Source organism: Lacrimispora sp. 38-1 (assembly GCF_049890855.1).
Classification (GTDB): domain Bacteria; phylum Bacillota; class Clostridia; order Lachnospirales; family Lachnospiraceae; genus Lacrimispora.
Map to the genome: position 1 here is coordinate 1 of NZ_JBANEW010000015.1, position 24871 is coordinate 24871.

The 24871-nt window shown below is 43.2% G+C and carries 24 protein-coding genes and 1 pseudogene; 13 read left to right on the top strand and 12 right to left on the bottom strand.

Annotated features, from left to right (window positions below; all coding sequences use genetic code 11):
* The first annotated feature begins 297 nt into the window (after window positions 1–297).
* The 3 genes from V7D18_RS03965 to V7D18_RS03975 are packed head-to-tail and all read left to right on the top strand — an operon-like array spanning window position 298 to window position 3288.
* Window positions 298–1359, top strand: coding sequence for a GGDEF domain-containing protein (locus V7D18_RS03965; RefSeq protein ID WP_426151668.1), 1062 nt, complete (start codon window positions 298–300; stop codon window positions 1357–1359).
* 37 nt (window positions 1360–1396) lie between these two features.
* Window positions 1397–2449 (top strand): DNA adenine methylase, encoded by a 1053-nt coding sequence (locus V7D18_RS03970; protein ID WP_426151670.1) that lies wholly within the window; start codon window positions 1397–1399, stop codon window positions 2447–2449.
* Entirely contained in the window at window positions 2440–3288 is an 849-nt protein-coding gene (locus V7D18_RS03975) for a DNA adenine methylase (RefSeq protein ID WP_426151672.1), read from the top strand. Before V7D18_RS03970 ends, V7D18_RS03975 begins: the two co-directional genes overlap by 10 nt.
* 97 nt (window positions 3289–3385) lie before the next feature.
* Here the strand turns inward: V7D18_RS03975 and V7D18_RS03980 are convergent, their stop codons facing one another.
* On the bottom strand, window positions 3386–3958 hold the full coding sequence (locus V7D18_RS03980) for a hypothetical protein (protein WP_426151674.1): 573 nt from the start codon (window positions 3956–3958) through the stop codon (window positions 3386–3388).
* Window positions 3959–4070: 112 nt separating this feature from the next.
* On the opposite strand from V7D18_RS03980, the gene V7D18_RS03985 reads away from it, so the two are divergent.
* Window positions 4071–5042 (top strand): nitronate monooxygenase, encoded by a 972-nt coding sequence (locus V7D18_RS03985; RefSeq protein ID WP_426151676.1) that lies wholly within the window; start codon window positions 4071–4073, stop codon window positions 5040–5042.
* A gap of 90 nt (window positions 5043–5132) precedes the next feature.
* On the opposite strand, the gene V7D18_RS03990 is transcribed toward V7D18_RS03985, so the two are convergent.
* Genes V7D18_RS03990 through V7D18_RS04015 form a run of 6 tightly spaced genes read right to left on the bottom strand, consistent with a single transcriptional unit; the run spans window position 5133 to window position 9810 of the window.
* The gene (locus V7D18_RS03990; protein ID WP_426151678.1) at window positions 5133–5453 is read right to left on the bottom strand and encodes a DUF1622 domain-containing protein; all 321 of its coding nucleotides are present in this window, start codon (window positions 5451–5453) and stop codon (window positions 5133–5135) included.
* 24 nt (window positions 5454–5477) lie between these two features.
* Window positions 5478–6575 carry an ABC transporter substrate-binding protein gene (locus tag V7D18_RS03995; protein WP_426151680.1) on the bottom strand — a complete coding sequence of 366 codons (1098 nt, stop codon included), beginning with the start codon at window positions 6573–6575 and terminating at the stop codon, window positions 5478–5480.
* 15 nt (window positions 6576–6590) lie between these two features.
* Window positions 6591–7379: an ABC transporter permease gene (locus V7D18_RS04000; RefSeq protein ID WP_426151682.1), complete on the bottom strand. Its 789-nt coding sequence runs from the start codon at window positions 7377–7379 to the stop codon at window positions 6591–6593.
* On the bottom strand, window positions 7379–8191 hold the full coding sequence (locus V7D18_RS04005) for an ABC transporter permease (RefSeq protein WP_426151684.1): 813 nt from the start codon (window positions 8189–8191) through the stop codon (window positions 7379–7381). Before V7D18_RS04005 ends, V7D18_RS04000 begins: the two co-directional genes overlap by 1 nt.
* Window positions 8184–9260 carry an ABC transporter ATP-binding protein gene (locus V7D18_RS04010; RefSeq protein ID WP_426151686.1) on the bottom strand — a complete coding sequence of 359 codons (1077 nt, stop codon included), beginning with the start codon at window positions 9258–9260 and terminating at the stop codon, window positions 8184–8186. Before V7D18_RS04010 ends, V7D18_RS04005 begins: the two co-directional genes overlap by 8 nt.
* Before the next feature lie 16 nt (window positions 9261–9276).
* Window positions 9277–9810, bottom strand: a complete 534-nt coding sequence (locus tag V7D18_RS04015) for a helix-turn-helix domain-containing protein (protein WP_277409320.1) — start codon at window positions 9808–9810, stop codon at window positions 9277–9279.
* Between the two features lie 222 nt (window positions 9811–10032).
* Here V7D18_RS04015 and V7D18_RS04020 point away from each other — a divergent pair, with 222 nt between their 5' ends.
* The 4 genes from V7D18_RS04020 to V7D18_RS04035 all read left to right on the top strand — a co-directional run bounded on the left by V7D18_RS04020 (window position 10033) and on the right by V7D18_RS04035 (window position 13460).
* Entirely contained in the window at window positions 10033–11091 is a 1059-nt protein-coding gene (locus tag V7D18_RS04020; protein ID WP_426151688.1) for a lactonase family protein, read from the top strand.
* A gap of 14 nt (window positions 11092–11105) precedes the next feature.
* Window positions 11106–12218, top strand: a complete 1113-nt coding sequence (gene aroC / locus V7D18_RS04025; protein WP_426151690.1) for a chorismate synthase — start codon at window positions 11106–11108, stop codon at window positions 12216–12218.
* A gap of 80 nt (window positions 12219–12298) precedes the next feature.
* Window positions 12299–12742, top strand: a complete 444-nt coding sequence (gene rpiB, locus V7D18_RS04030) for a ribose 5-phosphate isomerase B (protein ID WP_426151692.1) — start codon at window positions 12299–12301, stop codon at window positions 12740–12742.
* Between the two features lie 19 nt (window positions 12743–12761).
* Window positions 12762–13460 (top strand): FadR/GntR family transcriptional regulator, encoded by a 699-nt coding sequence (locus tag V7D18_RS04035; protein ID WP_426151694.1) that lies wholly within the window; start codon window positions 12762–12764, stop codon window positions 13458–13460.
* On the opposite strand, the gene V7D18_RS04040 is transcribed toward V7D18_RS04035, so the two are convergent.
* The 3 genes from V7D18_RS04040 to V7D18_RS04050 are packed head-to-tail and all read right to left on the bottom strand — an operon-like array spanning window position 13457 to window position 15226.
* A complete protein-coding gene (locus V7D18_RS04040; RefSeq protein ID WP_426151696.1) occupies window positions 13457–13840 on the bottom strand; it encodes a VOC family protein in 384 nt (127 codons plus the stop codon). The genes V7D18_RS04035 and V7D18_RS04040 overlap by 4 nt on opposite strands.
* Before the next feature lie 14 nt (window positions 13841–13854).
* Window positions 13855–14208: an inorganic pyrophosphatase gene (locus V7D18_RS04045; RefSeq protein ID WP_426151698.1), complete on the bottom strand. Its 354-nt coding sequence runs from the start codon at window positions 14206–14208 to the stop codon at window positions 13855–13857.
* On the bottom strand, window positions 14198–15226 hold the full coding sequence (locus V7D18_RS04050) for a serine hydrolase domain-containing protein (RefSeq protein WP_426151700.1): 1029 nt from the start codon (window positions 15224–15226) through the stop codon (window positions 14198–14200). Before V7D18_RS04050 ends, V7D18_RS04045 begins: the two co-directional genes overlap by 11 nt.
* A 237-nt stretch (window positions 15227–15463) precedes the next feature.
* Here V7D18_RS04050 and ilvD point away from each other — a divergent pair, with 237 nt between their 5' ends.
* Window positions 15464–17185, top strand: a complete 1722-nt coding sequence (ilvD, locus tag V7D18_RS04055; RefSeq protein WP_426151702.1) for a dihydroxy-acid dehydratase — start codon at window positions 15464–15466, stop codon at window positions 17183–17185.
* Window positions 17186–17239: 54 nt separating this feature from the next.
* On the opposite strand, the gene lepB is transcribed toward ilvD, so the two are convergent.
* A complete protein-coding gene (gene lepB / locus V7D18_RS04060; RefSeq protein ID WP_426151704.1) occupies window positions 17240–17800 on the bottom strand; it encodes a signal peptidase I in 561 nt (186 codons plus the stop codon).
* Between the two features lie 177 nt (window positions 17801–17977).
* On the opposite strand from lepB, the gene V7D18_RS04065 reads away from it, so the two are divergent.
* The 3 genes and pseudogenes from V7D18_RS04065 (at window position 17978) to V7D18_RS04075 (ending at window position 22323) form a co-directional block, all read left to right on the top strand.
* On the top strand, window positions 17978–19027 hold the full coding sequence (locus V7D18_RS04065; RefSeq protein ID WP_426151706.1) for a DUF3810 domain-containing protein: 1050 nt from the start codon (window positions 17978–17980) through the stop codon (window positions 19025–19027).
* Between the two features lie 84 nt (window positions 19028–19111).
* Window positions 19112–21391, top strand: a pseudogene (gene glgB, locus V7D18_RS04070) (1,4-alpha-glucan branching protein GlgB); the annotation flags it as partial.
* A gap of 20 nt (window positions 21392–21411) precedes the next feature.
* Complete coding sequence (locus tag V7D18_RS04075; RefSeq protein WP_426151708.1) at window positions 21412–22323, top strand: mechanosensitive ion channel family protein; 912 nt, start codon at window positions 21412–21414, stop codon at window positions 22321–22323.
* 60 nt (window positions 22324–22383) lie between these two features.
* On the opposite strand, the gene V7D18_RS04080 is transcribed toward V7D18_RS04075, so the two are convergent.
* Window positions 22384–23139, bottom strand: a complete 756-nt coding sequence (locus tag V7D18_RS04080) for an SIMPL domain-containing protein (RefSeq protein WP_426151710.1) — start codon at window positions 23137–23139, stop codon at window positions 22384–22386.
* A gap of 236 nt (window positions 23140–23375) precedes the next feature.
* Between V7D18_RS04080 and malQ the strand changes: the two genes are divergently transcribed.
* Window positions 23376–24854, top strand: coding sequence for a 4-alpha-glucanotransferase (malQ, locus tag V7D18_RS04085; RefSeq protein ID WP_426151712.1), 1479 nt, complete (start codon window positions 23376–23378; stop codon window positions 24852–24854).
* Window positions 24855–24871: the final 17 nt, after the last annotated feature.

Genomic DNA, 24871 nt, shown 5'->3' on the forward strand with positions numbered 1-24871 from the left:
AAAGGTACACCTTTTTGACACTAAAAATAAGAAAATTTATGAAAAATCGGTTATTTTAATCGAAAATAAGACAATTATAACTATATTAAGTAATAATGGAAGGGGGCCGGTCTAAAACCGGTACCTGTAACTGCCAGTTTTAAGTCTGTCAATGAAGTAAATGGGAGAATCTCCGCAACTTCAGAGGAGAGTGCAGCTGCAAGTGAAGAGTTAAACAGCCAGGCAGAGGCAATAATGGGGCTGATCAGCCACTTTAAGCTTAAAACAAGAGTCAACTCATGATAGAAGGTGTAGTAAATGACGGAAAAAGATGCTTATGTTCTTCTGGAGCAGATTCGGAGTATTATTTTAAATAAACCGCCGGTGGGAGACCTGGAAGGAGAAGCGCCAGTATATAAGGAGCTGCAGGAGACAATTTCCTGTCTTTCCAGATGCATGAATGAAATGAAAGTAAGAGAGCACAAGCTGATAGAGCAGGCGGTTAGAAGCAGGGGATTCAGTTCCCTGCTTTTGTCCATAATTAACAGCTTAAAGGACTGGGTTGTTGTAACGGAGGAGAAGACAGGTAAAATCCTTTATACCAATAATCTGGTTAGAAAGCGTCTCTATAATCAGGAAAACGGGCATTTTTTCTGCGGAGAGACGTGCGGGCTGATGGAACGGCTTCAGTCATCTGAAGAAATAACAGATAAACATAAATACGAGTTTAAATGCAGCAGAGAGAAATTCTTTCAGGTAGAATCCCATCCTCTGAAGTGGGAAAATACGAAAGCGGTCATTCATCTGATCACAGATGTGACTTATCAGAAAGAAACAGAAGCCTATCTGGAAGTGATGGCATATAAAGATGAACTGACGGGGCTTAATAACCGGAGATGCTGTATCAGTACCATTGATGAGTATATTAAGGCGGAATCATCATTTGCCTTGTGTATGGTGGATTTAGATGGATTAAAAACAATCAATGATCAGTTTGGTCATTTAAACGGAGATCAATATTTAAAATGTGTATCTCAGGAATTAAAAGAGTCTGCCGGAAAGGGTGATTTTGTCTGCCGATTCGGCGGAGATGAATTTGTAGTCCTTTACCGGGGACTAACGGAAGGTGAGGCTGAGGAAAGGCTGGCTGGAATAAACCGGAATCTTTCCGGCATTTTGGCAGGCTACCCTATGTCTGTCAGCTATGGAATCATCTGTATTAAAAAAGAAATGAATCTGCTGCCTGAGACTGCCTTAAAGATAGCGGATGAAAAAATGTACAGGTTAAAAAGACTAAGAAAGCAGAAAAAAAGAAGTCTTAAGAAAGCAGTAACCGGCAGGTGTATCTTTTCTTGTGTTTTTTATGATTTTACATTATAATGATAGGCAGGTAAAATGAAATGGGAGCAAGAAAAGAATGAGATTTATTGGAAGCAAGACACTGCTGCTGGATCAGATTAAGAGTGTAATTGACGAGAAAGCACCGGAAGCGGAAAGCTTTTGTGATATATTTTCTGGAACCGCTGCGGTTGCCAGATATTTTAAACAGTGGTACCAGGTCTGTTCCAATGACCTGCTGTACTTTTCTTATGTGCTTCAGCGGGCAACCGTTGAGAACGATCAGATGCCGGAGTTTACCCGTTTGCAGGCAGAGACAGGGATTGCAGATCCACTGGACTATTTTAACGGGTTACAAAAGAAGGAATTGGAAGAGCTGCCTGTGGAACGGCGCTTTTTTCAGAATACATATGCACCTGTGGGCGGCCGTATGTATTTAAATGATGACAATGCACTTCGCATCGACTTTGCACGCTGTACCGCAGAGGACTGGAGGACCTCCGGATTGTTAAGCGAAGATGAGTATTTTTATCTGGTTGCATGTATTGTAGAGGGAATCCCTTTTGTTTCCAATACATCAGGAACCTATGGCGCTTTTCATAAGTCCTGGGAGAGAAGAAGCTATAAGCATTATGAGCTTTATCGGCTTCCTGTCACTCACAATGGGAAGGAAAACCGCTGCTATAATGAAAATGGTTCGGATTTATTAAAACGGCTGGAAGGTGATATACTCTATATCGATCCCCCTTATAATTCCAGACAGTATTTTTCTAATTATCATGTTCTGGAGACAGCTGCCAGATATGATTATCCAGATGTGCGGGGAGTCACCGGACAAAGACCGGAAGCAGAAGGGCAGAAATCAGAGTTCTGTATGAAAAACAAGGCAGTTCCTGCCTTTGAGGAATTGCTTTCTAACGCCAGGTACCGCCACATCATACTGAGTTACAGTACAGATGGACTGATGTCAATGGAAGAGATAGAAGCGGCCATGAAAAAATATGGAAAGCCGGAGACTTATCAGGTTTATGAGATCCCTTACCGCAGATACAAGAGCCGGAAAGTGAAAGAAACGGAACGTTTAAAGGAGCTTTTGGTTTACATAGAAAAGCAGGTGCCGCCATGTACATAAAAAGTCCTCTTAACTATACAGGAGGAAAGTTTAAGATTCTGGAACCTGTTATTCAGGCATTTCCGGCTGATATCCGCACATTTGTGGACGTGTTTGCAGGAGGGTTTAATGTAGGGATTAATGTAGAGGCTGAGACGATTATCTGCAATGATCAGATTAATTATTTGATTGAGATGTTTCAGATCTTTCAGTCTACGGATATCGATGAGCTGCTGGAACGGATTAGAAACATTATCAGTACCTATAAGCTGACCCAGCAGAATAAAGACGGGTACTATGCACTTCGGTCTGATTACAATCGAACCGGTGATTTAACAAAGCTTTTTGTTCTGACCTGTTATGCGTTCAATCACCAGATCAGGTTTAATAACAGCCATGAATTCAACTCTCCTTTTGGGAGAAATCGTAGTTCTTTTAACAGCAATATTGAAAAGAATCTGATCCGGTTTTGTCTGGCGCTTCAGAAAAAGAATATTCAGTTTACCAACAGGGATTTTACAGAGCTGGAATATTCGAAACTAGGACCGGAAGATCTGGTGTACTGCGATCCGCCATATCTGATTTCCACTGGGAATTATAATGATGGTAACCGGGGGTTCAAGGACTGGAAGGAAAAGGAAGAACGGGCGCTGCTGGACTTGCTTGACAGACTGAATCAGAATGGAATCCGGTTTGCTCTGTCCAATGTATTTTATCATAAGGGACTTTCCAATGAACTTTTGATTGAATGGAGCCGGAAGTACCGGATCCATTATATAGATAAAACTTATTCTAACTGTAATTATCAGTTTAAAGAACGGGATGCAGTTACGGTTGAAGTGCTTATAACAAATTATTAATAAAAGCGGAACCTCTGATTTGTTTGCAGAGGAGCCGTTTTTTTATGGAGTGGTCATTTTTCATAGCTTTACTCATCTCATTTTAATCATAGTCAGTTTATTTTTTTAATAACTGCAGAACTCCTTTTTCTGTACATACATAGATTGTCTGATAGATAGATTCAAAAGAATAATCTTCATTTGTTATCCACCACTTAACAGTTGCCATTACATTGGCTGCATAGAGTTCTGCAAAAAAAAGTTCAGAACCTTCATATAACATTTTTATGTGATGGTTAACAAGGTAATCATAGATACTATTTTTAATTGATTCCTGCATCTGTACATAAGGTGAAAATGAACTTTCCTGAATGCTCCACAAACCTAACAGCATTTTTTTGTTTTTTCTTAAATTATAGAAAGCGTCTTTTATTAAAACTTTAGTGTTGATGTCGTAACCCCCAAATGATTTCATAAAAATTTCTATGTAATCATCTAAGAAAGTGTTGCAGATATCTCTGGCTAATTCTAACTTATTATTATAAAAAAGGTAGTAAGTAGTACGGTTCATACCTGCAGCCTTCGTTATTTGTTTTATGGTTATGGAATTATAATCCTGCTGCCCGAGAAGAAAGATAAAGGCTGTATGAAGCTTATTGACACCATTTTCCGAAGTTAAATGTTTATTCATAATTTACTTCCTTTATATTGGTCGACACATAGATTGGAGAGTGTCTTGATATATTTCTGTTTTTATTTTAACATCATATCATAAAAATTTATATTATGATAGGAGACAGATAATGAACAACAGAATATGTGATGTGTTAGATATTGAAAAACCTATTATTCAAGGACCAATGGCCTGGATTTCTACCGCACCTTTGGCAGCTGCTGTATCCAATGCCGGGGGACTTGGCGTACTCGGTGTTGGCTTTGCACCATTAGATTTTGTTAAACAGCAGATTATGCAGACAAGACAATTGACAGATAAACCATTTGCCATAAATACAATAATGATACCAGAGAATCTGGAGGCTATAACAGAGGTTATCAGGGAAATGCTACCACCAGTTATTTATGCTGATAGTTTACAAGGATTAAAAAGTGATTTGTGCAGCAAGTATTTTTCGTTATGGCACTCATTTGACTGTAAGGTAATAGTGAAGGCTTCCTGCATAGAGGATGCTATCAATGCGGAACAAGGCGGTGCGGATATTATCATTGTAAAAGGCTGGGAAGGCGGCGGACATGTTACTTTTGAGGCTACTACTGTTTTGGTACCGCAGGCTGTGGATCAATTGCATGTTCCTGTTGTAGCAGCCGGTGGAATCGCGGATGGACGCGGTATGGCAGCAGCAATTGCTTTGGGTGCGGAGGGTGTAGAGATGGGGACTGTATTTATGGCAGCAAGTGAGGCATCTATTCACCTGAACGTAAAGGAAAGTGTGATTAAGGCTGGAGATATGTCAACTATCATAACGGGGTATTCAACAGATGAACCTTGCCGTCAGATTAAAAATAAATTAGCAGATGAGATGACTGAGATTGAAGCTCTGAATACAAAAGCGGTAGCAGCAGAAAAGTTAAGACCAGTAGCAGAAAGCTCATTGAAAAAAGCTATGATGGATGGAGATATGGAAATGGGCGCCGTTATGGTGGGTCAGATAGTGCCGCTTATTACATCGATAAAGCCGGTTAAAGAAATCATCGATGGAGTGATTAGAGAAACAAAAGAGCGATTAGAAATAATATCAAAATACAAATTTAATTAAAGAGTATACAAGCTATGCATTCCTTCCAGGCAGATGGAATGCATAGCTTGTTGAAATTTTACGTTTTGCAGCAGCCCCATAATAATAAATTCAGGGCTGATCCTTCTCTACCTTAATTTCCCAATGAATCAGAAAGGTGAGCGCAGCACGAAGAACAATGATGGCAGCAACCAGAACCACCTCAGAAAGCTCCCGTACAACTACAGTTCTTAGAATCTCACTTCCAAGCTTAAATTCCAGACCCAGTGCCATGCCCTGGGCAAGATGCAAACGTATGGCAGGATTATGTTTCACATAGTTGATAATACCTTTTACGCCCGATACAATGATAACAATTACTCCCATGAATTCAAAGAGAAGAATTGCCACATCGACTACCTGCCTCAACAAAAGTTCCAGATTTTCTACCATGTGTTTCCCCTCCGTCTGGCATTATTAATTGGATTTAACTTCCTTCCAGGCTTCGTTATAAAGGCTGTCTGGCTGATCTCCCAGGTACTGATATACTTCGCTGTTCTTTAACACGCTGTCATCTGGGAATAAAGCCTTGTTATTTTTCAGTTCCGGATCAAGAAGGTCAAAAGCCCCTTTATTTGGTGTGGGGTAAGTGATGTATTCAAAGTTCTTCTTTGCAATATCCGGACGGCATAAGAAGTTGATCCACTTTTCAGCATTTTCCTTATTGGGAGCATTGGCTGGAATTACCCAGGAATCAAGCCATAGATTGGTTCCCTCTTCCGGGATTACGTATTCCAGAGAATAATCAAGACCAAGCTCCTTTACTTCGTTCTGGATATAAAGCATCTCACCGGAGTAGATAACGCCCACAGCTGCTTCGCCCCCGATCATCTTGTCACGGACCTGATCGATCACATAAGCCTGTACCAGCGGTTTCTGCTTAATTAAAAGCTCTTTCGCTTCATTGATTTCTTTTTCATTGGTGGTATTCATGGAATATCCCAGTGATTTTAACGCCACCATAAATGCATCCCGGACACTGTCCTGCATCAGGATGTTGTCTTTGAATTTTTCATCCCACAGATCGGACCATTTGGTAGGAGCGTCTTCTTTCGCCACCATGCTGGTATTGTAAAGAATTCCTACAGTTCCCCAGCAGTAGGGGACGGAATATTTGTTTTCCGGGTCGAAGCTCTTTGACATCTCTAAGTACTTGGGATCGATTTCCTTCAGGTTTGGAATGTTGTCAAAATTAATTTCTGAAAGAAGGTTGTTCTGTGCCATCTTCTGAATCATATAGTCAGATGGGCAGACTGCATCATATTTGACACCGCCTGCTTCTATGACAGGATACATCTCTTCATTGGTCTCAAATAAGTCGTACACAACCTTAATGCCCGTTTCTTTTTCGAATTCCTGAATGACTGATTCGTCAATGTATTCTCCCCAGTTGTAAACGTAAACCTCTCCGTTGCTTCCTGCCTTAGCCTGGGATTTTCCGCAGCCGCTTAACAGGGAAATGGAAAGCAGGGCAAGGGTGCCGATCGTCATAACCGTTTGTACTCTTTTTTTCATATACGTGATCTCCTGTTATTTTTTTCGCTTTGGTGCAAAGTTGGTGATTAAAAGAAGAACCAGCACCGTTAAAAAGATAATCGTGGAAAGTGCATACATGGAAGGTTTGATTCCTCTGCGCACTTCACTGTAAATTAAAGTCGATAATGTATTAATGCCGGCGCCCTTTGTAAAGTGAGTGATAATAAAATCATCAAGAGACATGGTAAATGCCAGCAGGAATCCGGAAAGTACACCTGGAAGAATGTCCGGGAATACTACTTTGAAAAAGGCCAAAACCGGGGTGGCTCCCAGGTCCATGGCTGCCTCGTAGGTACTTTTATCTGTCTGCTTTAACTTCGGCATGACACTTAATATGACATACGGAATGTTAAAGGTAATATGTGCGATCAGTATGGTATTAAATCCCAGGGAAATTCCGAAAGCGATGAATGCCAGCATTAAGGAAATTCCGGTCACAATATCCGCATTCAGCATGGGAATGTTGGTGATGCCCATGACAAGAGAGCGGGGAAACTGCTTCATGCTGTTAATTGCAATGGCTGCTGCTGTGCCGATAATTACTGCAATCAGAGACGAGACAAATGCAATCAGCAGTGTTGTATAAAGTGCATCCATAATTGTGCTGCTTGAGAACAGCTCTGTATACCATCTGGTAGTAAAACCGCCCCACTGGGTGCGTGATTTTGAATTATTAAAGGACAGCACTGTCATGGTAGCAATCGGTGCATACAAAAACACTACCATAAGTACCAGGTAAAAATCCTGGATAAAACGTTTGAGAAAAGCTGTTTTTCGATTCATCACAGTACCGTTCCCTCCCCATTTTTATCATACTTGGCAATGAACGCCATGCTGATTAAAATAAATACCATAAGGACCAGAGAAAGGCCGGAGCCTAAGTTCCAGTTGCTCCCTTTCGTAAATTCCTGCTCGATTACATTGCCGATTAAAAGTATCTTGCTTCCCCCTAATATATTAGAGATTACGAAGGTTGTAAGGGCAGGAACAAAAACCATGGTGATGCCGCTTACGATACCAGGTATGCTTAAAGGAAGAAGAATCCGAATGAGCACCTGAGCAGAATTAGCGCCTAAATCCCTGGCAGCATTGATCACATTGTCATCAATTTTCATCAGCACGTTGTAAATAGGAAGAACCATAAATGGAAGGAAGTTATAAACCATACCAAGAATAATAGCTCCCGGAGTGTTGATAAGTCCCTGGTTTGGCAGATGAAGTGTGGATAAGATTCCGTTAATCACACCATTCTTTTCCAGAAGCGTCTGCCATGCAAGCGTGCGGAGAAGAAAATTCATCCACATGGGAAGGATAAAGATAAATACGATAAAGCTTCCCTGTCCCATGCCTCTTGAACGGAGGACAATTGCCAGGGGATAGGCCAAAAGCAGGCATAAGACCGTGCTTAAAAGGGATAGTCCCAGGGAAAGCCACAGTGCTTTTGCGTGTTCTTCCGTGGTGATAGAAAGAACATTGGAAAGCGTGAAAGCTCCGCTCTTGTCAGTCAGTCCGTAAAATACAATCAGTGCAAGAGGAATCAGGATAAAGCCGATCATCCACAAAAGATACGGTCCGGACAACAATTTCTTATTCATTGACTCCCACGGCCTCCTCATCCTCTGAAGCCGGCTTATTCATGATCTGGATATCAAAAGGATCGACATGAATGCCCACCTTTTGCCCAACCGGGAATAAGTCCGTACTGTGTACCAGCCATTCAAAGCCATCCGGTGAAGTCACTTCCATTTCATAGTGAACACCTTTAAAAATTAAATGCGTTACCACTCCCTGAAGGCTGCCGTTCTCCGGAGCAACCAGGTCGATGTCTTCCGGTCTGATTACCACATCGACAGGGGTGTTGAATCCGAATCCCTTATCCACACAGGTAAATTTAGCGCCGAATATTTCCACCAGCTCATCTCTTAGCATAATTCCAGGCACGATGTTGCTTTCTCCAATGAAGTCAGCCACAAATGCATTCTCCGGTTCATTGTAGATATTTTCCGGAGTTCCCATCTGCTGAATGTAGCCCTGATTCATGACAACGATGGTGTCTGACATCGTCAGTGCCTCTTCCTGGTCATGGGTTACATAAATAAAAGTAATGCCAAGCTCATTTTTTAAACGGATCAACTCATACTGCATATCCTGACGCAGTTTTAAATCCAGTGCGCCCAAAGGTTCATCCAGCAGAAGAACCCGGGGTTCGTTAACGATGGCTCTTGCAATAGCGATTCTTTGCTGCTGCCCGCCGCTTAAGGAACTGACGCTGCGGTTTTCAAAACCATCTAAGTTTACCAGCTTTAAGGCGTATTTGATCTTATCCTGAATATAGGATCTGGATTTATTCTTAATTTTCAAACCGAATGCAATATTTTCCGCAATGGACATATGATTGAAAAGGGCATACTTCTGAAATACCGTGTTCAGCTGCCTTTTATTAGGAGGCAGATTGGTGATATTCTGCCCGTCAAAGATGACTTCGCCTTTGCTGGGACTCTCAAAACCTCCGATGATCCGCAGGGTAGTGGTCTTTCCGCAGCCGCTTGGGCCAAGTAATGTAACAAAGGTGTTCTCCTTTACGGAGAGATTTAAATCATCAAGAACCATAGTCCCGTCAAAGCTTTTTGATATATTTCTTAAATCAATGAGTGGCTGACCCATGAGCTTTATCCTCCTGTTAAAAGCTTGGAGGTGAACTTACCCAGATTAAGGAAGCACCTGCCTTGCTGCTTAAGTAATGTTTTTTATCTGGTATAAAGTAAAAGGATTCCCCTTTTTTCGCTTTATATGTTTTGTTTCCTATATGAATGGAGATGCTTCCCTGCAGCACATATCCGAATTCTTCTCCTTCATGAGGATTGTCCGGATAAGTCTGTCCCCCTGATTCCAGGGTCAGCAAAATGGGCTCCATCATATTTTTCTGTGCGTTTGGAATGATCCATTTGATTTCATTCTTTAGATCTGCGTCGTGTTTTTCAAAATAATCGGTTTTGCCGAACACGATCTGCTCTTCCCGGCTTTCGTTAAAAAACTCTCCGATGGAGGTTCCAAGACACTGTAAAATATCCATAAGAGTCGCAATGGAGGGGGAGGTTAAGTCCCTTTCCAGCTGAGATATAAATCCCTTTGAGAGCTCCGCGCGGTCAGCCAGTTCTTCCTGAGTCAGCCCTTTTAAAACGCGCAGTTCCTTTAATTTTGTACCGATATCCATGTGCTCCTCCTTCTTATTATGTTAAGCTGAAAGTTTACTAATACTAACTGACGATAAATATAACTATAAAGTTTAGTAATAATAAACACGCAGCAAGATACATTATACTTGTTTTTCCATGTATGTCAATAGTTTTTAAGGAAGTTTTTCCTTAACAAACAGGGAAACTTATGATATGATATTTCTAGTTTATACAAGGAAGATTCGAGGAGGAAAAGTGTTATGACAGGTAAATATATGGCGTATGTAGGTTCCTATTCCTACAATGGACAGGCCAAGGGTATCACTGTGTATGATGTCGATGTGGAAAAGGGCCGTTTTATCCCAAGATGTGAAGTGGAAGTAGACAATTCTTCTTATGTTATTGCTTCCAACAATGGCAGGACACTTTATTCCATAGCAGATGAAGGCGTGGTATCCTTCCGTATCCATCAGAATGGTTCCATAACAAGATTAAATTCTGCGAATATTAAAGGGATGAGAGGCTGTCATTTATCTACGGATAAAGATGACAGATATATTTTTGTATCCGGTTATCATGACGGAAAATGCACGGTGCTCCGTTTAAATGACGATGGTTCCGTAGGAGAGATTGTGACCGGAGTGTTCCACAAGGGACTGGGCAGTGTGGCAGAAAGAAATTTCCGGCCCCATGTAAGCTGTTCCAGACGGACTCCGGATGGAAAGTTTATTATGGTCGCTGATCTGGGAATTGATCAGGTGAAGATCTACCATTTTGATGAAAAGGACGAAGAGATGCTTCTGGTAGATGCCATAAGAAGCGATTTAGAGTCTGCCCCAAGATGTTTCCGGTTCAGCGAAGATGGAAAGTTCTTTTATCTGGTACATGAGCTTAAGAATGTCATTGATGTATTTACCTATGAAACGGGGGACCATCAGCCAAAGATTGAAAAGATCCAGACCATAAAGACGACTGGTCCCAAGCCTCTGACACAACTGACTGCAGCAAGTGCCCTTCGTTTCTCTAATGATGAAAAGCACATGTTTTGCGGAAATGCAGGAGATAATACGGTTACGGTATATGACCGTGATACCCGGACAGGTCTGTTGACCTATTTATGCTGCCTGCCGATCAGCGGAAGCTATCCAAAAGATATCTGCGTATTCCCGGATGACAGGCATATCGCTTCCATTAACCACGAGACCGGAAGCATTACCTTCTTTACGGTGGATTACGAAAAAGGACTTTTAATTATGAACGGCAAAGAACTGAAGGTTAATGAGCCCAATAGCTGCGTAATTGTACAAGTCAGCAAATAAAAGGAGAGACAACTATGGCGGGATCGACACTTGGCACAATATTTAAAATCACAACATGGGGAGAATCCCACGGAAAAGGAATCGGTGTGGTAGTAGACGGCTGTCCTGCCGGTCTTTCGCTGGAAGAAAAGGATATTCAGTGTTTTCTTGACCGCAGAAAACCGGGGCAGAGTAAATTTACTACGATGCGCAGTGAAGGAGATCAGGTGGAGATCTTATCCGGCGTATTTGAGGGAAGAACAACCGGAACACCCATCTCGATGATTGTCTGGAATACAGACCAGCGCTCTAAAGATTACGGGAATATTATGGAAGTTTACCGTCCTGGCCATGCTGATTACACCTTCGATGAAAAATATGGTTTCAGGGATTACCGGGGAGGCGGGCGTTCCTCCGGAAGGGAAACCATCGGCAGAGTTGCGGCTGGTGCCATAGCTGCCTGTTTTTTAAAAAGCCTGGGGATTACTGTGACGGCATATACCAGATCTGTGGGACCGTTTGAAGTAAAAGAAGAAAGTTTTGATTTAAATGAGAGGGACCAAAACCGTCTCTATATGCCTGATAAGGAGACATGTCTCCTTGCAGAACAGTATTTGGAAGAGATGATGGGAAGAAAAGATTCTGTTGGCGGCGTTGTGGAATGCGTCATCGACGGAGTACCTGCCGGAATCGGAGATCCTGTTTTTGACAAATATGATGCCTCTCTGGCAAAAGCAGTTATGTCCATTGGGGCAGTGAAAGGTTTTGAGATCGGTGATGGTTTTATGGCGTCCCGCGCTTTAGGCTCTCAGAATAATGATGGTTTTTGTATGGATACAGAAGGCAGGGCGAAGAAGGTAAGCAACCATGCCGGAGGCGTGCTTGGAGGAATCAGTGATGGGTCCAGAGTCGTTTTCCGTGCCGCTTTTAAACCCACTCCCTCAATCGCACAGCCCCAGAAGTCGGTTACCAGGCAGGGAGAAGAAACGGAGATCGAAATCAAAGGCCGCCATGATCCTATCGTAGTGCCCCGGGCAGTTGTGGTGGTGGAGGCGATGGCAGCTCTTACAACCGTTGATTTACTGCTTGCCAATTTATCTGCCAGAATGGATCGTATTGTTTCCTTTTATGGCAAAGAAACTGAATAACTTGATTATATCCGGTATTTATGCTATGTTAAATGCCGGATATATTACTGAATATTTTTATGGATACGAGGAGAATAACAATGAAGATTGCAATGGGTAATGATCATACAGCGATAGAGATGAAAGAAGCGATTAAAGAATTTGTGGAAAGCAAAGGCTATGAAGTGATTGATTTTGGTACCAATTCCACGGAAAGCTGCGATTATCCGGAATATGGAGAGAAGGTAAGCCGCGCGGTAGCAGATGGAAAGGCAGATTTGGGAATCGCAATCTGCGGAACAGGAGTTGGTATTTCTCTTGCCTGTAACAAAGTTAAAGGAATCCGTGCCTGTGTCTGCAGTGAGCCATATACAGCGAAGCTTTCCAGAATGCACAATGATTCCAATGTCCTCTGCTTTGGTGCCAGAGTTATTGGCGTGGAGATGGCCAAGATGATCACGGAAGAATGGCTTGACGCCAAATATGAAGGCGGAAGACATCAGCGCCGCGTAGATATGGTAATGGACATCGAAAAGAGAAATTAGACGTGTGAAAGGGGGGCCTATGAGTTACGAACCGGAAAACAGGACAAAGCAGACCCTGGCGGAACAGGTTGCAGAGCAAATCCTGAATGATATAGTGGAAAAAGGTCTGGAGGTCGGCGCAAAGATTCCCAATGAATTCGAGCTGGCTGAAAAAATCGGAGTAGGCAGGGGAACGATCAGGGAAGCTGTGAAGATTCTGGTTTCCAGAGAGATTCTTACCATACGAAGGGGAGCAGGAACCTTTGTCTCTGAACGCCAGGGCCTTTTAGATGACCCGCTTGGACTTTCCCTTTTAAAGGACAAAACCCATCTTGCACTTGATCTGTTAAGCATCCGTCTGATGCTGGAACCGGAGATCGCTGCGCTTGCTGCGGCCAATGCCAGACCGGAGCAGCAAAAGGAGCTGGAAAAGTTAAGAGACCAGGTGGAGGAACTGATTAACCGGGGGGAGGACCACACCCATGCAGATATTCTTTTTCACCGACAGATTGCCGCATGCAGCGGCAATCTGGTGATGGAAAAGCTGATTCCTGTGATTCATTCTTCTATTTCCCTGTTTGTGGATTTAACCAATGCCAGACTTAGGCAGGAGACCATTGATACGCACAGGGAAATAACGGACTGCATTGTCAGAAAAGACCCGGAGGGTGCCAGATGCGCCATGTATATGCATCTGACAGTGAACCGGAGAGTGATTAAATCTCTTGAGGGGAATTAGATGGTTATTTCAATCTGGTTCCCTTCCAGACCTACGATACAGCTTTCGTAATAGCCGTCACCGGTCATACGCGGACCGCTGGTCACTTCATATCCATCCTGCATTAGTTTACTGGTGAGCCTGTCAACGTTCTCTTTGCTCCCTGTGCTGAAGGCGATGTGGATGAAACCGGTGCGTGTCAGTGTTTTTTGTGGATCTTCCATAACCGGCTTGCTCATGATTTCCAGCCGGCTGCTGTCTTCAAAAGTTAAAAAATAGGAGCGAAAACCTGTTTTTTGATTGTGGTACCCGCCATTTGCTTTTCCATTAAAATAAATGGTGAAGAATTCCTTCGCTTTTTCCAAATCATTTACATACATGGCAATATGTTCAATCTTCATTATGATCCTCCTCATTATTCCTGTATTTCCCGTCGGATTAAAATTCCCTTCATGTATTCTGTTTCATTATGCGTCTGAAAGACCAGTTCTTTTTCTTCTTCTGTACAACCTATCAGAATCTTAATTTCCGAATCCCGTTTCATTAAATCCACAATACACATGACTGCGTCAATTCTTTTATTTTTGTCAGTTCCTGCCCAGACGTCTATTCCCTGTCCATCCATGGAAGATGTGTTCTTTAAGTATCCATAATCAACTTTGTATATAAAATCAGGATACTTAGGATGAGCAGATCCCTTAGGTCTGTCAATAACGATTTCGGAATTATTCACAAGCTGGTCCAGAGCAGCCCAGAATTCAGGATTCAATTGGATCGCCTCCTTTTTTACTGACTGAAAGAAGCAGGCTGGCAGCTATATCCCGCCGAGGCTTCCAGACATTGTCTCCATAGTTACTTACTAAGGTTACCAATATCTGATTTTCTTTATCAAAGGCAGAAATAAAGCTAACACCCGGATCACAGCCCTCGAAATGGGGGTTAAAATCATTTCCTGCTTCTGTTAACCAGACTCCATAGCCATAACACCGGTTTTCACCGCTATGATTGGATAACATATTTTTCGTCATGGCAGGAGAGAGCAGCTTGTATGACAGAAGGTTCTCCCAGAACAAGCGGACATCACCAACTGTAGTAAAAGCACCTCCTGCACCGGTGCCTTTGGCATCCACACTATATATATTCGTCCGGTAGTTGTTTCTTTCCCTGTCAAATATGTAATTAAAAGCGCATTTGGCCGGCAGTCTGTCCAGTTCGTAATATCCGGTATGTGTCATATTGCAGGGCGCAAATATTGATTTTTCCAGATATTGGTCAAATTCCATTCCTGTAATCTGCTCCAGAATCATTGCTAATACAACAAAACCAGTATTATTGTATTGAAATCTGCTCCCTTTTGGATACATCATCTCTTTGTTAATGAAAAACGGAAACAGATCTTTGTTGGAACGTATTCTGTAGTTGGGAAAGTCATACCACAAATCTTCATATTCCGTCATTACAGATTCATCGAAATAGTCGGGGATCCCGGAAGTGTGGGTGAGGAACTGCTCAACTGTGATTCCCGGGTCAATCTGCTTCCAGTCAAAATCAAACAGTGTTCCGATTTTATCTTCCAGATGAAGCTTCCCTTTCTCAACCAGCTGTAGGATTGCCACAGCAACGAATATCTTTCCTGCAGAAGCTGTTGCAAATCTGGTTTCAAAATCATTGAGAACTTTATTGGACAGATCTGCATATCCGTATGCTCTCTGGAAAAGTATCTCTTCTTTTTTAGAAATGGATACACAGCCTCTAAAGTCAGTTGGAATTATCTTTTCGATATTCATATAAAAAGCCCCTCTCCTGTTACTGATAATTTTATCTTTATAGTAGCAAAAAAGTGCAGAAAAATATAGTGCATTTATTCGTCGTATGTATTTATACAATTTTAACTCATAACCTGCTGAAAACTGAAATAATGGTTTGAAATTAACTCTGATATTGACTTTAAAGTAGAAAAATGATATTTTTTAATTATAAATACATAATACGTATTACGACTAAGAAAAAAGGAAGTGGCCGCAATGGAATTAAGAAGTCAGCAGGTTAGAAAGATTGCTCCTGAAATGGACCCGCTTAAAATGGGAATGGGCTGGTCTGCCGGGGATTTGGAGAAACCCCAGATTATAATTGAAAGTACATTTGGAGAGAGCCATCCGGGAAGTGCCCATCTTCTTAAGCTGGTGGATCAGGCAGCAGAAGGAATCTATGAGTCCGGCGGCAGGGGAGCGCGTTACTTTGCCACAGATACATGTGACGGCATGAGTCAGGGGCATGACGGAGGTAACTATTCCCTGGTATCCAGAGATATGATCTGCAACATGATTGAAATACACAATAACGCAACCCCTTACGATGCGGGGGTATTCATAGCCAGCTGCGACAAGGCAGTACCTGCCCATTTAATGGGAATCGGCAGAATTAACATTCCCTCCATCGTTATAACAGGAGGTGTGATGGATGCCGGTCCGGATCTTTTAACTCTGGAGCAGATCGGCATGTACAGTGCCATGTGTAAGAGAGGGGAAATTTCTGAAGAGAAGCTTACCTGGTATAAGCATCATGCATGTCCTTCCTGCGGTGCCTGTTCCTTTATGGGGACTGCCTCCACCATGCAGATCATGGCAGAAGCGCTGGGGCTGATGCTACCTGGAACTGCACTTATGCCTGCTACCTCAAAAGAATTGAAAATTGTGGCAAAAGAAGCAGGTGCACAGGCAGTATGGCTTGCAAAGAACGGTCTTACTCCCAGGGAAATGATAACCATGGAATCTTTTGAAAATGCGATTATGGTTCATGCAGCCATATCCGGCTCCACCAATTCCCTGCTACATATCCCTGCCATCGCCCATGAACTGGGACTCACCATTGATGCGGATACCTTCGACCGGATCCATAAGAATGCCCATTATCTTCTTGATATCCGTCCCGCAGGAAAGTGGCCCGCACAGTATTTCTATTATGCAGGAGGCGTACCCAGAATCATGGAAGAGATAAAATCCATGCTTCACTTAGAGTGCATGACAGTAACCGGAAAGACGGTGGGAGAGAATCTGGAGGATTTAAAGAAGAAGGATTTTTATGAGACGTGTGACGACTACTTGCGAAAAATTGGAATTAAGCGGACCGATGTAATCCGATCCTTTGAAGATCCTATTGGAAAGAACGGTACCGTTGCCATTTTAAAAGGGAATTTAGCACCTCTTGGTGCGGTCGTCAAGCATAGTGCCGTAGCAAAGGAAATGCATCAGGCAGTGCTGAAGGCAAAACCTTTTGACAGCGAAGAAGAGGCCCTGGAAGCGGTACTTCAGGGGAATATCCACCCGGGAGAAGCAGTGATAATCCGTTATGAAGGTCCAAAGGGAAGCGGGATGCCAGAGATGTTTTATACCACCGAGGCAATCTCTTCCGATCCCGTTTTATCAAAATCCATCGCTCTTCTTACAGACGGAAGATTCTCCGGCGCCACAAAAGGTCCTGCTATCGGACACATTTCGCCGGAGGCGGCCCAGGGAGGTCCCATTGCGCTGATTGAAGAAGATGATCTTATAGAGATTGATATACCGGGGAGAAGTCTCCGCATTACGGGAATAAAAGGGAAATCGGTGAGTGCGGAGGAGGCAGACCGGATTTTAGAAGAGCGGAAAAAAGTCTGGAAGCCCAAAGAAAGCAGAATGAAGTCCGGTGTCCTTAAAATCTTTTCCCAGCATGCGGTATCGCCCATGAAGGGGGGATATATGGAATAACAAAACTGGCTGAAAGAAAACGGGAATTGATCCCGGATTCTTTCAGCCAGTTTTTTATTGAAGCTGTTTGATTGATGGGAAATAGCGGAACAACACTTTGGCAATAATCTTGTCCTTTTTCACATACTTATTTTTCCACCTTCTTGCATCAGCCGAATAATTACGGTTATCGCCGAGCATGAAGTAAGAATCTTCAGGCACCTCATAGTGGGCGTCCGGTTCCGGCTCCATGGGTTCCGGCAGATACGGCTCCTCAAGGGGGGTATCGGAATTGTTAATATAAACCTTTCCGTCTCTGATATCAATGATATCGCCCGGAAGTCCGATGACACGCTTCACATAGTAAGTCTTACCAGTGGGATCGTCAGGAAAATGGAAGATGACAATGTCGCCCCGTTCCGGCTCTTCAAAGTAATAGGATAGTCTGGAGCCGATAACCCGGTCGCCGGTCATGATGGTCTTTTCCATGGAACCGCTGGGAACTCTGCTGTTTGCGATGATAAAATTGTTCAGCAGAAATGCAATAACGGCAGCTGTAATAATAATTTTAATCCAGCTGATCACTTCTTCCTTCCAGTTAAATGGTTCCTGTGGCATGTTTTCTTCTCTTTTCATATGGTTTCTCTTCTTTGCTTTCTTCATGGTTCTGAATCAAAGTTTAAATGAGAATGGAAAATTGTGCAAGGGGTTTCACAAAATGGTAAGAAAATATTCACAATCATTCACGGTTTGTCCATAATCATGTGGTAAAGTTTACTCCATAAAATCATTCACATCCGGGGGACACAGGATATGGGAAAAAGAGGGAAGATTACAGATAAAAGATTGATTACCAGTTCTGCAGTTTTGCTTATACTGTCGTTTGCATTTCAGATCCTGGCCAGATCCGTTCCAGGAACCGGTGACCGGTACGCGAAACTTGTTTATCCGGTAATTGTAGGAAGCATCGGCAGATTTTCAGGTTTATTTCCCTTTGCAGTGGTTGAACTGCTTTCTTATGCGCTGATCCTGTATTGCGTTATATATGGAATCAGGCACATCAGAGAAGGAAAGCGCCTTCTTGTCCGGGTATTGTTTGTGATTGCGTGTCTGTTTTTCCTCTTCACCTTTAACTGCGGGATTAATTATTACAGGACGCCATTTTCTAAGAAATCGGGATTAGAAGTGAAAAAATCTACAGAAGAAGAACTAAGGAATCTCTGTCTTCAGCTTACTCAGATTGTCAATGGGCTGTGTGAAGAAGGAGTAACCGAACATGTTGATTCAGAGGTTATGAAAAGAGAGAGTGTGAAAGCTATGGGAAAGCTGGGAGAGACTTATCCTGAATTATCCGGATATTATCCGCAGCCCAAGCCGCTTCTCTTATCTCAGTTTTTTTCTGTTCAGCAGCTTTGCGGACAGTACTCTCCTTTTACCGTGGAAGCAACCTATAACCGTTCCATGCCCGATTATAATATTCCCCATACAGTCTGCCATGAACTGTCCCATTTAAGAGGGTTTATGAGAGAAGATGAAGCGAATTTCATTGGATATTTAGCCTGCATTGGTTCAGATAATGAAGCCTTCCGCTACAGCGGGTATTTAACCGGCTGGGTCTATGCGACCAATGCGCTGTCAAAGACAGATACTGTCTCTTACAGGGAGATCTGCCATCTTCTCGACCAGAGAGCATGGGAGGATTTAAGAGATAATAATGAATTCTGGAGACGATATGAGGGTAAAACGGCAGAAGTTGCAAACCAGATGAATAATACGTATTTAAAAATGAACAGCCAGTCTGACGGAGTAAAAAGCTACGGCAGAATGGTGGATTTAATGCTTGCTTACGCCAGAACAAAGTAAAGGAAAGCCATTGGAACTATTGAAAAATACTTTCTGCTTTGATAAAATTACGGTACAGAATCAAAGAAGCGGGAGGAGCCAGATATGGATAAAACTTTATATGAGTTAATGGATTGGGCAGGTATCGAGGAAATCGTATATTCGGAAGCAGCAGATCCCCACCGGTTATTGGGACCTCATGTGACAGAGGCAGGGCTTTTGATTCAGACATTTATTCCTACGGCCGCAGATATCGTGGTGAAAGGAATGAATAACGGCAGGCTCTATCCGATGGAACGGGCAGACGATGCCGGGTTTTTTGCGGTGCTTTTACCGGAGAAGAAGAGAATCTCCTATATCTTTCAGGTTACTTATGATAATGGTACCACCGGGGAACTTGTTGATCCTTACTGCTTTGACCCCTGCTATACGGAAACAGACATTAAAAAGTTCAGTTCCGGAATTCACTACAGCATTTTCGAGAAAATGGGAGCGCATCCTATGACCATAAAGGACACGAATGGCGTTTATTTTTCTGTCTGGGCACCCTGTGCCATGAGAGTCAGCGTCGTGGGTGATTTTAACCTGTGGGATGGCAGGCGGCACCCGATGCGAAGGCTGGGTGATTCCGGAATTTTTGAATTATTCATTCCCGGCTTATATACTGGAATGATATATAAATATGAGATAAAGGCAAAGGATGGGGCTATTCAGCTAAAAAGTGATCCCTATGCGGGCTTTTGTGAACTGCGACCGGGCAATGCTTCTGTTATCTGGGATATGGAAGGCTATTCCTGGAATGATGATGCGTGGATGAAAAGAAGAGCTTCTGTAAATCTTACCAGGGAACCGTTTTCCATCTATGAAGTCCATCTGGGATCATGGCTTCGCAAAGAGGCAGAATATGATGAGGAAGGTTCTCCCGTGAATGGCTCAGAATTCCTCAATTACCGGGAAATTGGAGAGAAGCTTGTTCCGTATGTGAAAGAAACGGGATACACCCATGTGGAGCTGCTTCCTGTTATGGAACATCCCCTTGATGCTTCGTGGGGATATCAGGTAACCGGTTATTATGCGCCTACCAGCCGTTTTGGAACACCTGATGATTTTAAATATTTCGTGGAACTTCTGCACCAGGAAGGTATTGGTGTGATTTTGGACTGGGTTCCGGCACATTTCCCAAGGGACAGTTTTGGTCTTGCCTGTTTTGACGGCACCTGTGTCTATGAGCATAAGGATCCGAGGCAGGGAGCTCATCCCCACTGGGGAACGCTGATTTATAATTATGGACGCCCCCAGGTGACCAACTTTTTAATTGCCAATGCCCTGTACTGGGTGGAAAAATACCATGCAGACGGAATTCGTATGGATGCGGTGGCCTCCATGCTCTATCTGGATTACGGGAAAAATACTGGAGAGTGGATCCCTAATATATATGGGGGGAATGAGAATCTGGAAGCAGTGGAATTTTTAAAGCACTTAAATTCCATTTTTAAAAACAGGAAAGATGGTGCGGTTCTGATTGCAGAGGAATCGACTGCCTGGCCCAGAGTTACAGGTGATGTGAAGGAAGACGGACTGGGATTTGATTTTAAATGGAATATGGGCTGGATGAATGATTTTACGGGTTATATGCAGTGCGATCCTTATTTCAGGAAAAATCATTATGGAGAACTGACCTTTAGTCTGCTGTATGCCTACAGTGAAGATTTTATTCTGGTGTTTTCCCATGATGAGGTAGTTCATTTAAAGGGATCTATGATTGGTAAGATGCCGGGAGATACGATGGAGAAGAAAGCGGCCAATTTAAGGGCTGCTTATGGATTTATGACAGGCCATCCGGGTAAGAAGCTTTTATTTATGGGTCAGGAATTCGGCCATGTCCGGGAATGGGATGAAAACAGAAGTTTAGACTGGGAGCTATTAGACGAGACTATCCATAGTCAGATAAAGGATTATGTAAAAGCCCTGAATCATCTCTATATAAGCCAGCCGGCCCTGTATGCGTTAGATTATGATCCGGAGGGTTTTGAATGGGTGGAATGTACAAATTCCGGGGACAGCATCATCGTTTTCTTAAGAAAGACAAAAAAGAAGGGAGAAACGCTGCTCTTTGTCTGCAATTTTGATACCATGCTGCATGAAAAATATCCGGTGGGCGTCCCGTTTGAGGGAAAATATAAGGAACTGATCAACAGCAGTGATACCTCGTTTGGCGGAGAGGGATACCAGAATAAGAGAGTAAAGATCTCTAAAAAGAAAGAAGCCAACGAACGGGAGAATTCCATAGAGATTACCGTGGCCCCTCTTAGTGTGGCTGTTTTTTCCTGCACGCCCGTAAAAGTAAAAACAACAAAAAGAGTTGCAATTAAAAAGGATAAGAAAGTGAAACAGGAGAATCTGACATGATAGATCATTGGATTGCCGCTACAGCGTCTCAGGAGTCCCTTGCAGCACTGCAGCAGGAAGTACAGGAAAATTTAGAACAATTAAAACCCAATGTTTTGATGGATACGATAAAAGGCTGGCTGCCGGCAATCATTGCATTTGGCATTAAACTCTTACTGGCACTTTTGATTTTTTTCATCGGATCCAGAGTGATTAAGGTTTTGCATGGTATGCTGAACCGTTCTTTTAAAAGAGTGGATATGGAGGTAAGTGTAAGAAAATTCCTTCTTTCTGTTTTAAATGCGGTCATGTATTGCCTTCTGGCATTTATCATTGCAGGTCAGATTGGAGTGAATTCCGCTTCCATCGTGGCGCTTCTGGGTTCTGCCAGTATTGCCATTGGTCTGGCTGTTCAGGGAAGTCTGGCAAATTTTGCGGGAGGAGTACTGATCCTTCTTATGAAGCCATTTCGGGTGGGTGATTACATTGTATCACAATCAGGGGAAGGAACCGTCCGTACCATCGGTCTGGTCTACACTGTTCTCAACACGGCAGATAATAAACAGGTGGTAATACCAAACGGAACTCTTTCCAACTCACCCCTTACCAATGTGACAGCCATGGATAAGCGCAGACTGGATATTCTTGTAGAGATCGGTTATGGGGCGGATTTAAAGAAAGCGAAAGAGCTGCTGGAATCCATTTTTAACAGTCAGCCTGAGGTGAAAAAGGAAGAACCGGTTGATATCTTCGTCAATGATTTATCCTCCAATTCGGTAACCATCGGGGGACGAGGCTGGACTTCAGTGGAAGACTACTGGACTGCAAGGTGGAAGATTTTAGAGAGGATTAAGCTGGAGTTTGATGAAGCGGGGATTGAGATCCCTTACAGCCAGCTGGATGTTCATATTAAAGACGGGGGAAGATAAAAAGAAAGCTGCTGCAGCATGTTCCAGGAGATATCTCTGAGCGTGCAGCAGCAGCTTTTATTATTTAATACTATAGGTTACGGTAACCTGCGCTGTAATGCTGATCTGACCAGGTTCAATTGCTATTTGTTTGGCGCCTGCCTCCAGGGAACCAGTGGCGGAGTCTGCAGCATAAGTTGTATACCGGTTCTCATTGTAAGAACTGATTTCCTGTACATTTGTAACTTCGCCAAGGGATTTTCCGCTTGCAGCTGCCATAGCCTCAGCTTTTACTTTTGAGGACTCAACTGCCTTTTTTAAGGCTTCCTGATAGGACTCATCATATTTGCTGGACAGGTAAGATATACGGTCAATGTTGTTGATACCTGCATCGATGGAAGAGGTGAGGAGCGTACCTACCTGATCCATAGGAATATCTGATACAACAATGCCTGTTCGCATCTCGTATCCGGTTATCTTTTGTCCATCATTCCAGTCATAAATGGGCTGAAGACCGAAATTGGAGGTCTGAATGGATTTTTCATCAATACCGGAGCTTTTCAAAAAGCCGATTACTTTATTCACATCAGTGCTGTTTAAATCCTGAACTGATTTTGGATCTGCAGCCTGGGAGGAAACTGCAAAACTGACTTCTGCTTTGTCAGGAACGACTTTTACTTCTTCCTGACTTTGTACCTGTATATTGTTCTGGTTCTGAGCGTTTACAACCGCTTGAGGGGCGGGGGCAGAAGCACCGGCTGTCTGAGCGCAGGCAGTTAAGCCGAGAACTGTGGCTGCAGCAGCTGCTGCTGCCAGTGTTTTATTCATTCTTCTCATAATTAAATCCTCCTGATTTTATAGTAGTTTCCGCGTTGTTGTGACATCTTTATTCTACAGGAAAACAGAGGAATTAGTATTTCTTTTCTCTTAACATTCCGGGTCGAAATTCCTATGATTTTTTTACAGAAATATCCTGGGAAGGCAATGGTTGCCATTCCTGTGGCTTTATGCTATTGTTAACCCATAAGATTGTTGAAACATTGGAAAAATGTGTGGATAAAGGAGACTGGTTTATGCGGAAATGCGGTATGTTGCTTCCGGTTTCAAGCCTTCCGTCCAAGTACGGAATCGGAGCGTTTTCAAAAGAGGCATATGAATGGATTGATCTGTTAAAAAAGGCGGGACAGCATTACTGGCAGATTCTGCCCCTGGGGCCTACGGGGTATGGGGATTCTCCCTACCAGTCCTTTTCTTCCTTTGCAGGGAATCCATATTTTATTGATCTGGAAGAACTGGTCAGGGAGGAATTGATTTCGGGGGAGCAGTGTGATTTACAGGACTTTGGAGATAATGCCTCATCTGTAGATTATGAAAAGATATATGAAAACCGTTATCCTTTATTGAGGCAGGCATATGCGTCATGGAAAGATAAAGGGAATTCTGCCGTAAACTTTCAGGAAACTCTGGGTGAGGAAACGGTATGGTATTGTTTATATATGGCGTTGAAGGATCATTTTCAGGGAAAAAGCTGGATAGAATGGGATGAGGATATCCGCTTAAAAGAAGAAGCGGCTGTGGAATATTATAAGAAGGCTCTTGCGGATGAAACAGGTTTTTATATATTTCTTCAGGTCAAATTTTGGGAACAATGGAAGAAATTAAAGACCTATGCCGGTGAACAGAGGATCCGGATCATCGGTGATCTGCCTATTTACGTGGCGTTTGACAGCGCAGATGCCTGGGGGCACCCGGAGCTTTTTCAGTTTGATGAAAGCGGATATCCGGAGGCAGTTGCCGGCTGTCCGCCGGATGCGTTCGCCGCTGCAGGCCAGCTGTGGGGCAATCCCCTTTACCGCTGGGACTATCATAAGGAGACGGGGTATGAGTGGTGGATGAAACGTCTGGAATACAGTTTTCGTCTGTATGATACGGTAAGGGTGGATCACTTCCGGGGCTTTGATGAATATTACCGTGTTCCTGCAGACAGAGAAGATGCCATGGTAGGGACATGGGAAAAGGGACCAGGCATCCAGCTGTTTCAGCGTTTAGAGGAGAAATTCGGAAAACTTGATATTATTGCGGAAGACCTTGGGTTTCTGACTCCGTCAGTACTGAATCTGCTTTCAGAAACAGGTCTGCCAGGCATGAAGGTTCTGGAATTTGCTTTTGATGCCAATGGTGAAAGCATTTATCTTCCCCATAATTATTCGAAAAATTGTGTTGTTTACACCGGCACCCATGATAACCAGACCTTAAGAAGCTGGTATGAGGACCTTTCCGGGGCGGACCGGAATTTCAGCCGCAGATATCTAAACAACTGGAATACTCCTGATGACGAGGTTCACTGGGATTTTATCAGGCTTGCCCTTGCAAGTGTGGCAGACCTTGCTGTGATACCGGTTCAGGACTATTTAGGTACTGGCAGAGAAGGAAGAATGAATGAACCGTCTACGCTGGGGAACAATTGGAAGTGGCGTTTGAAACAGGGGGAGATAACGGAGGACCTTATTAATAAATGCAGAGATTTGGCATTACTTTATGGACGAAAATAAAAAACGGATCCGTGCCT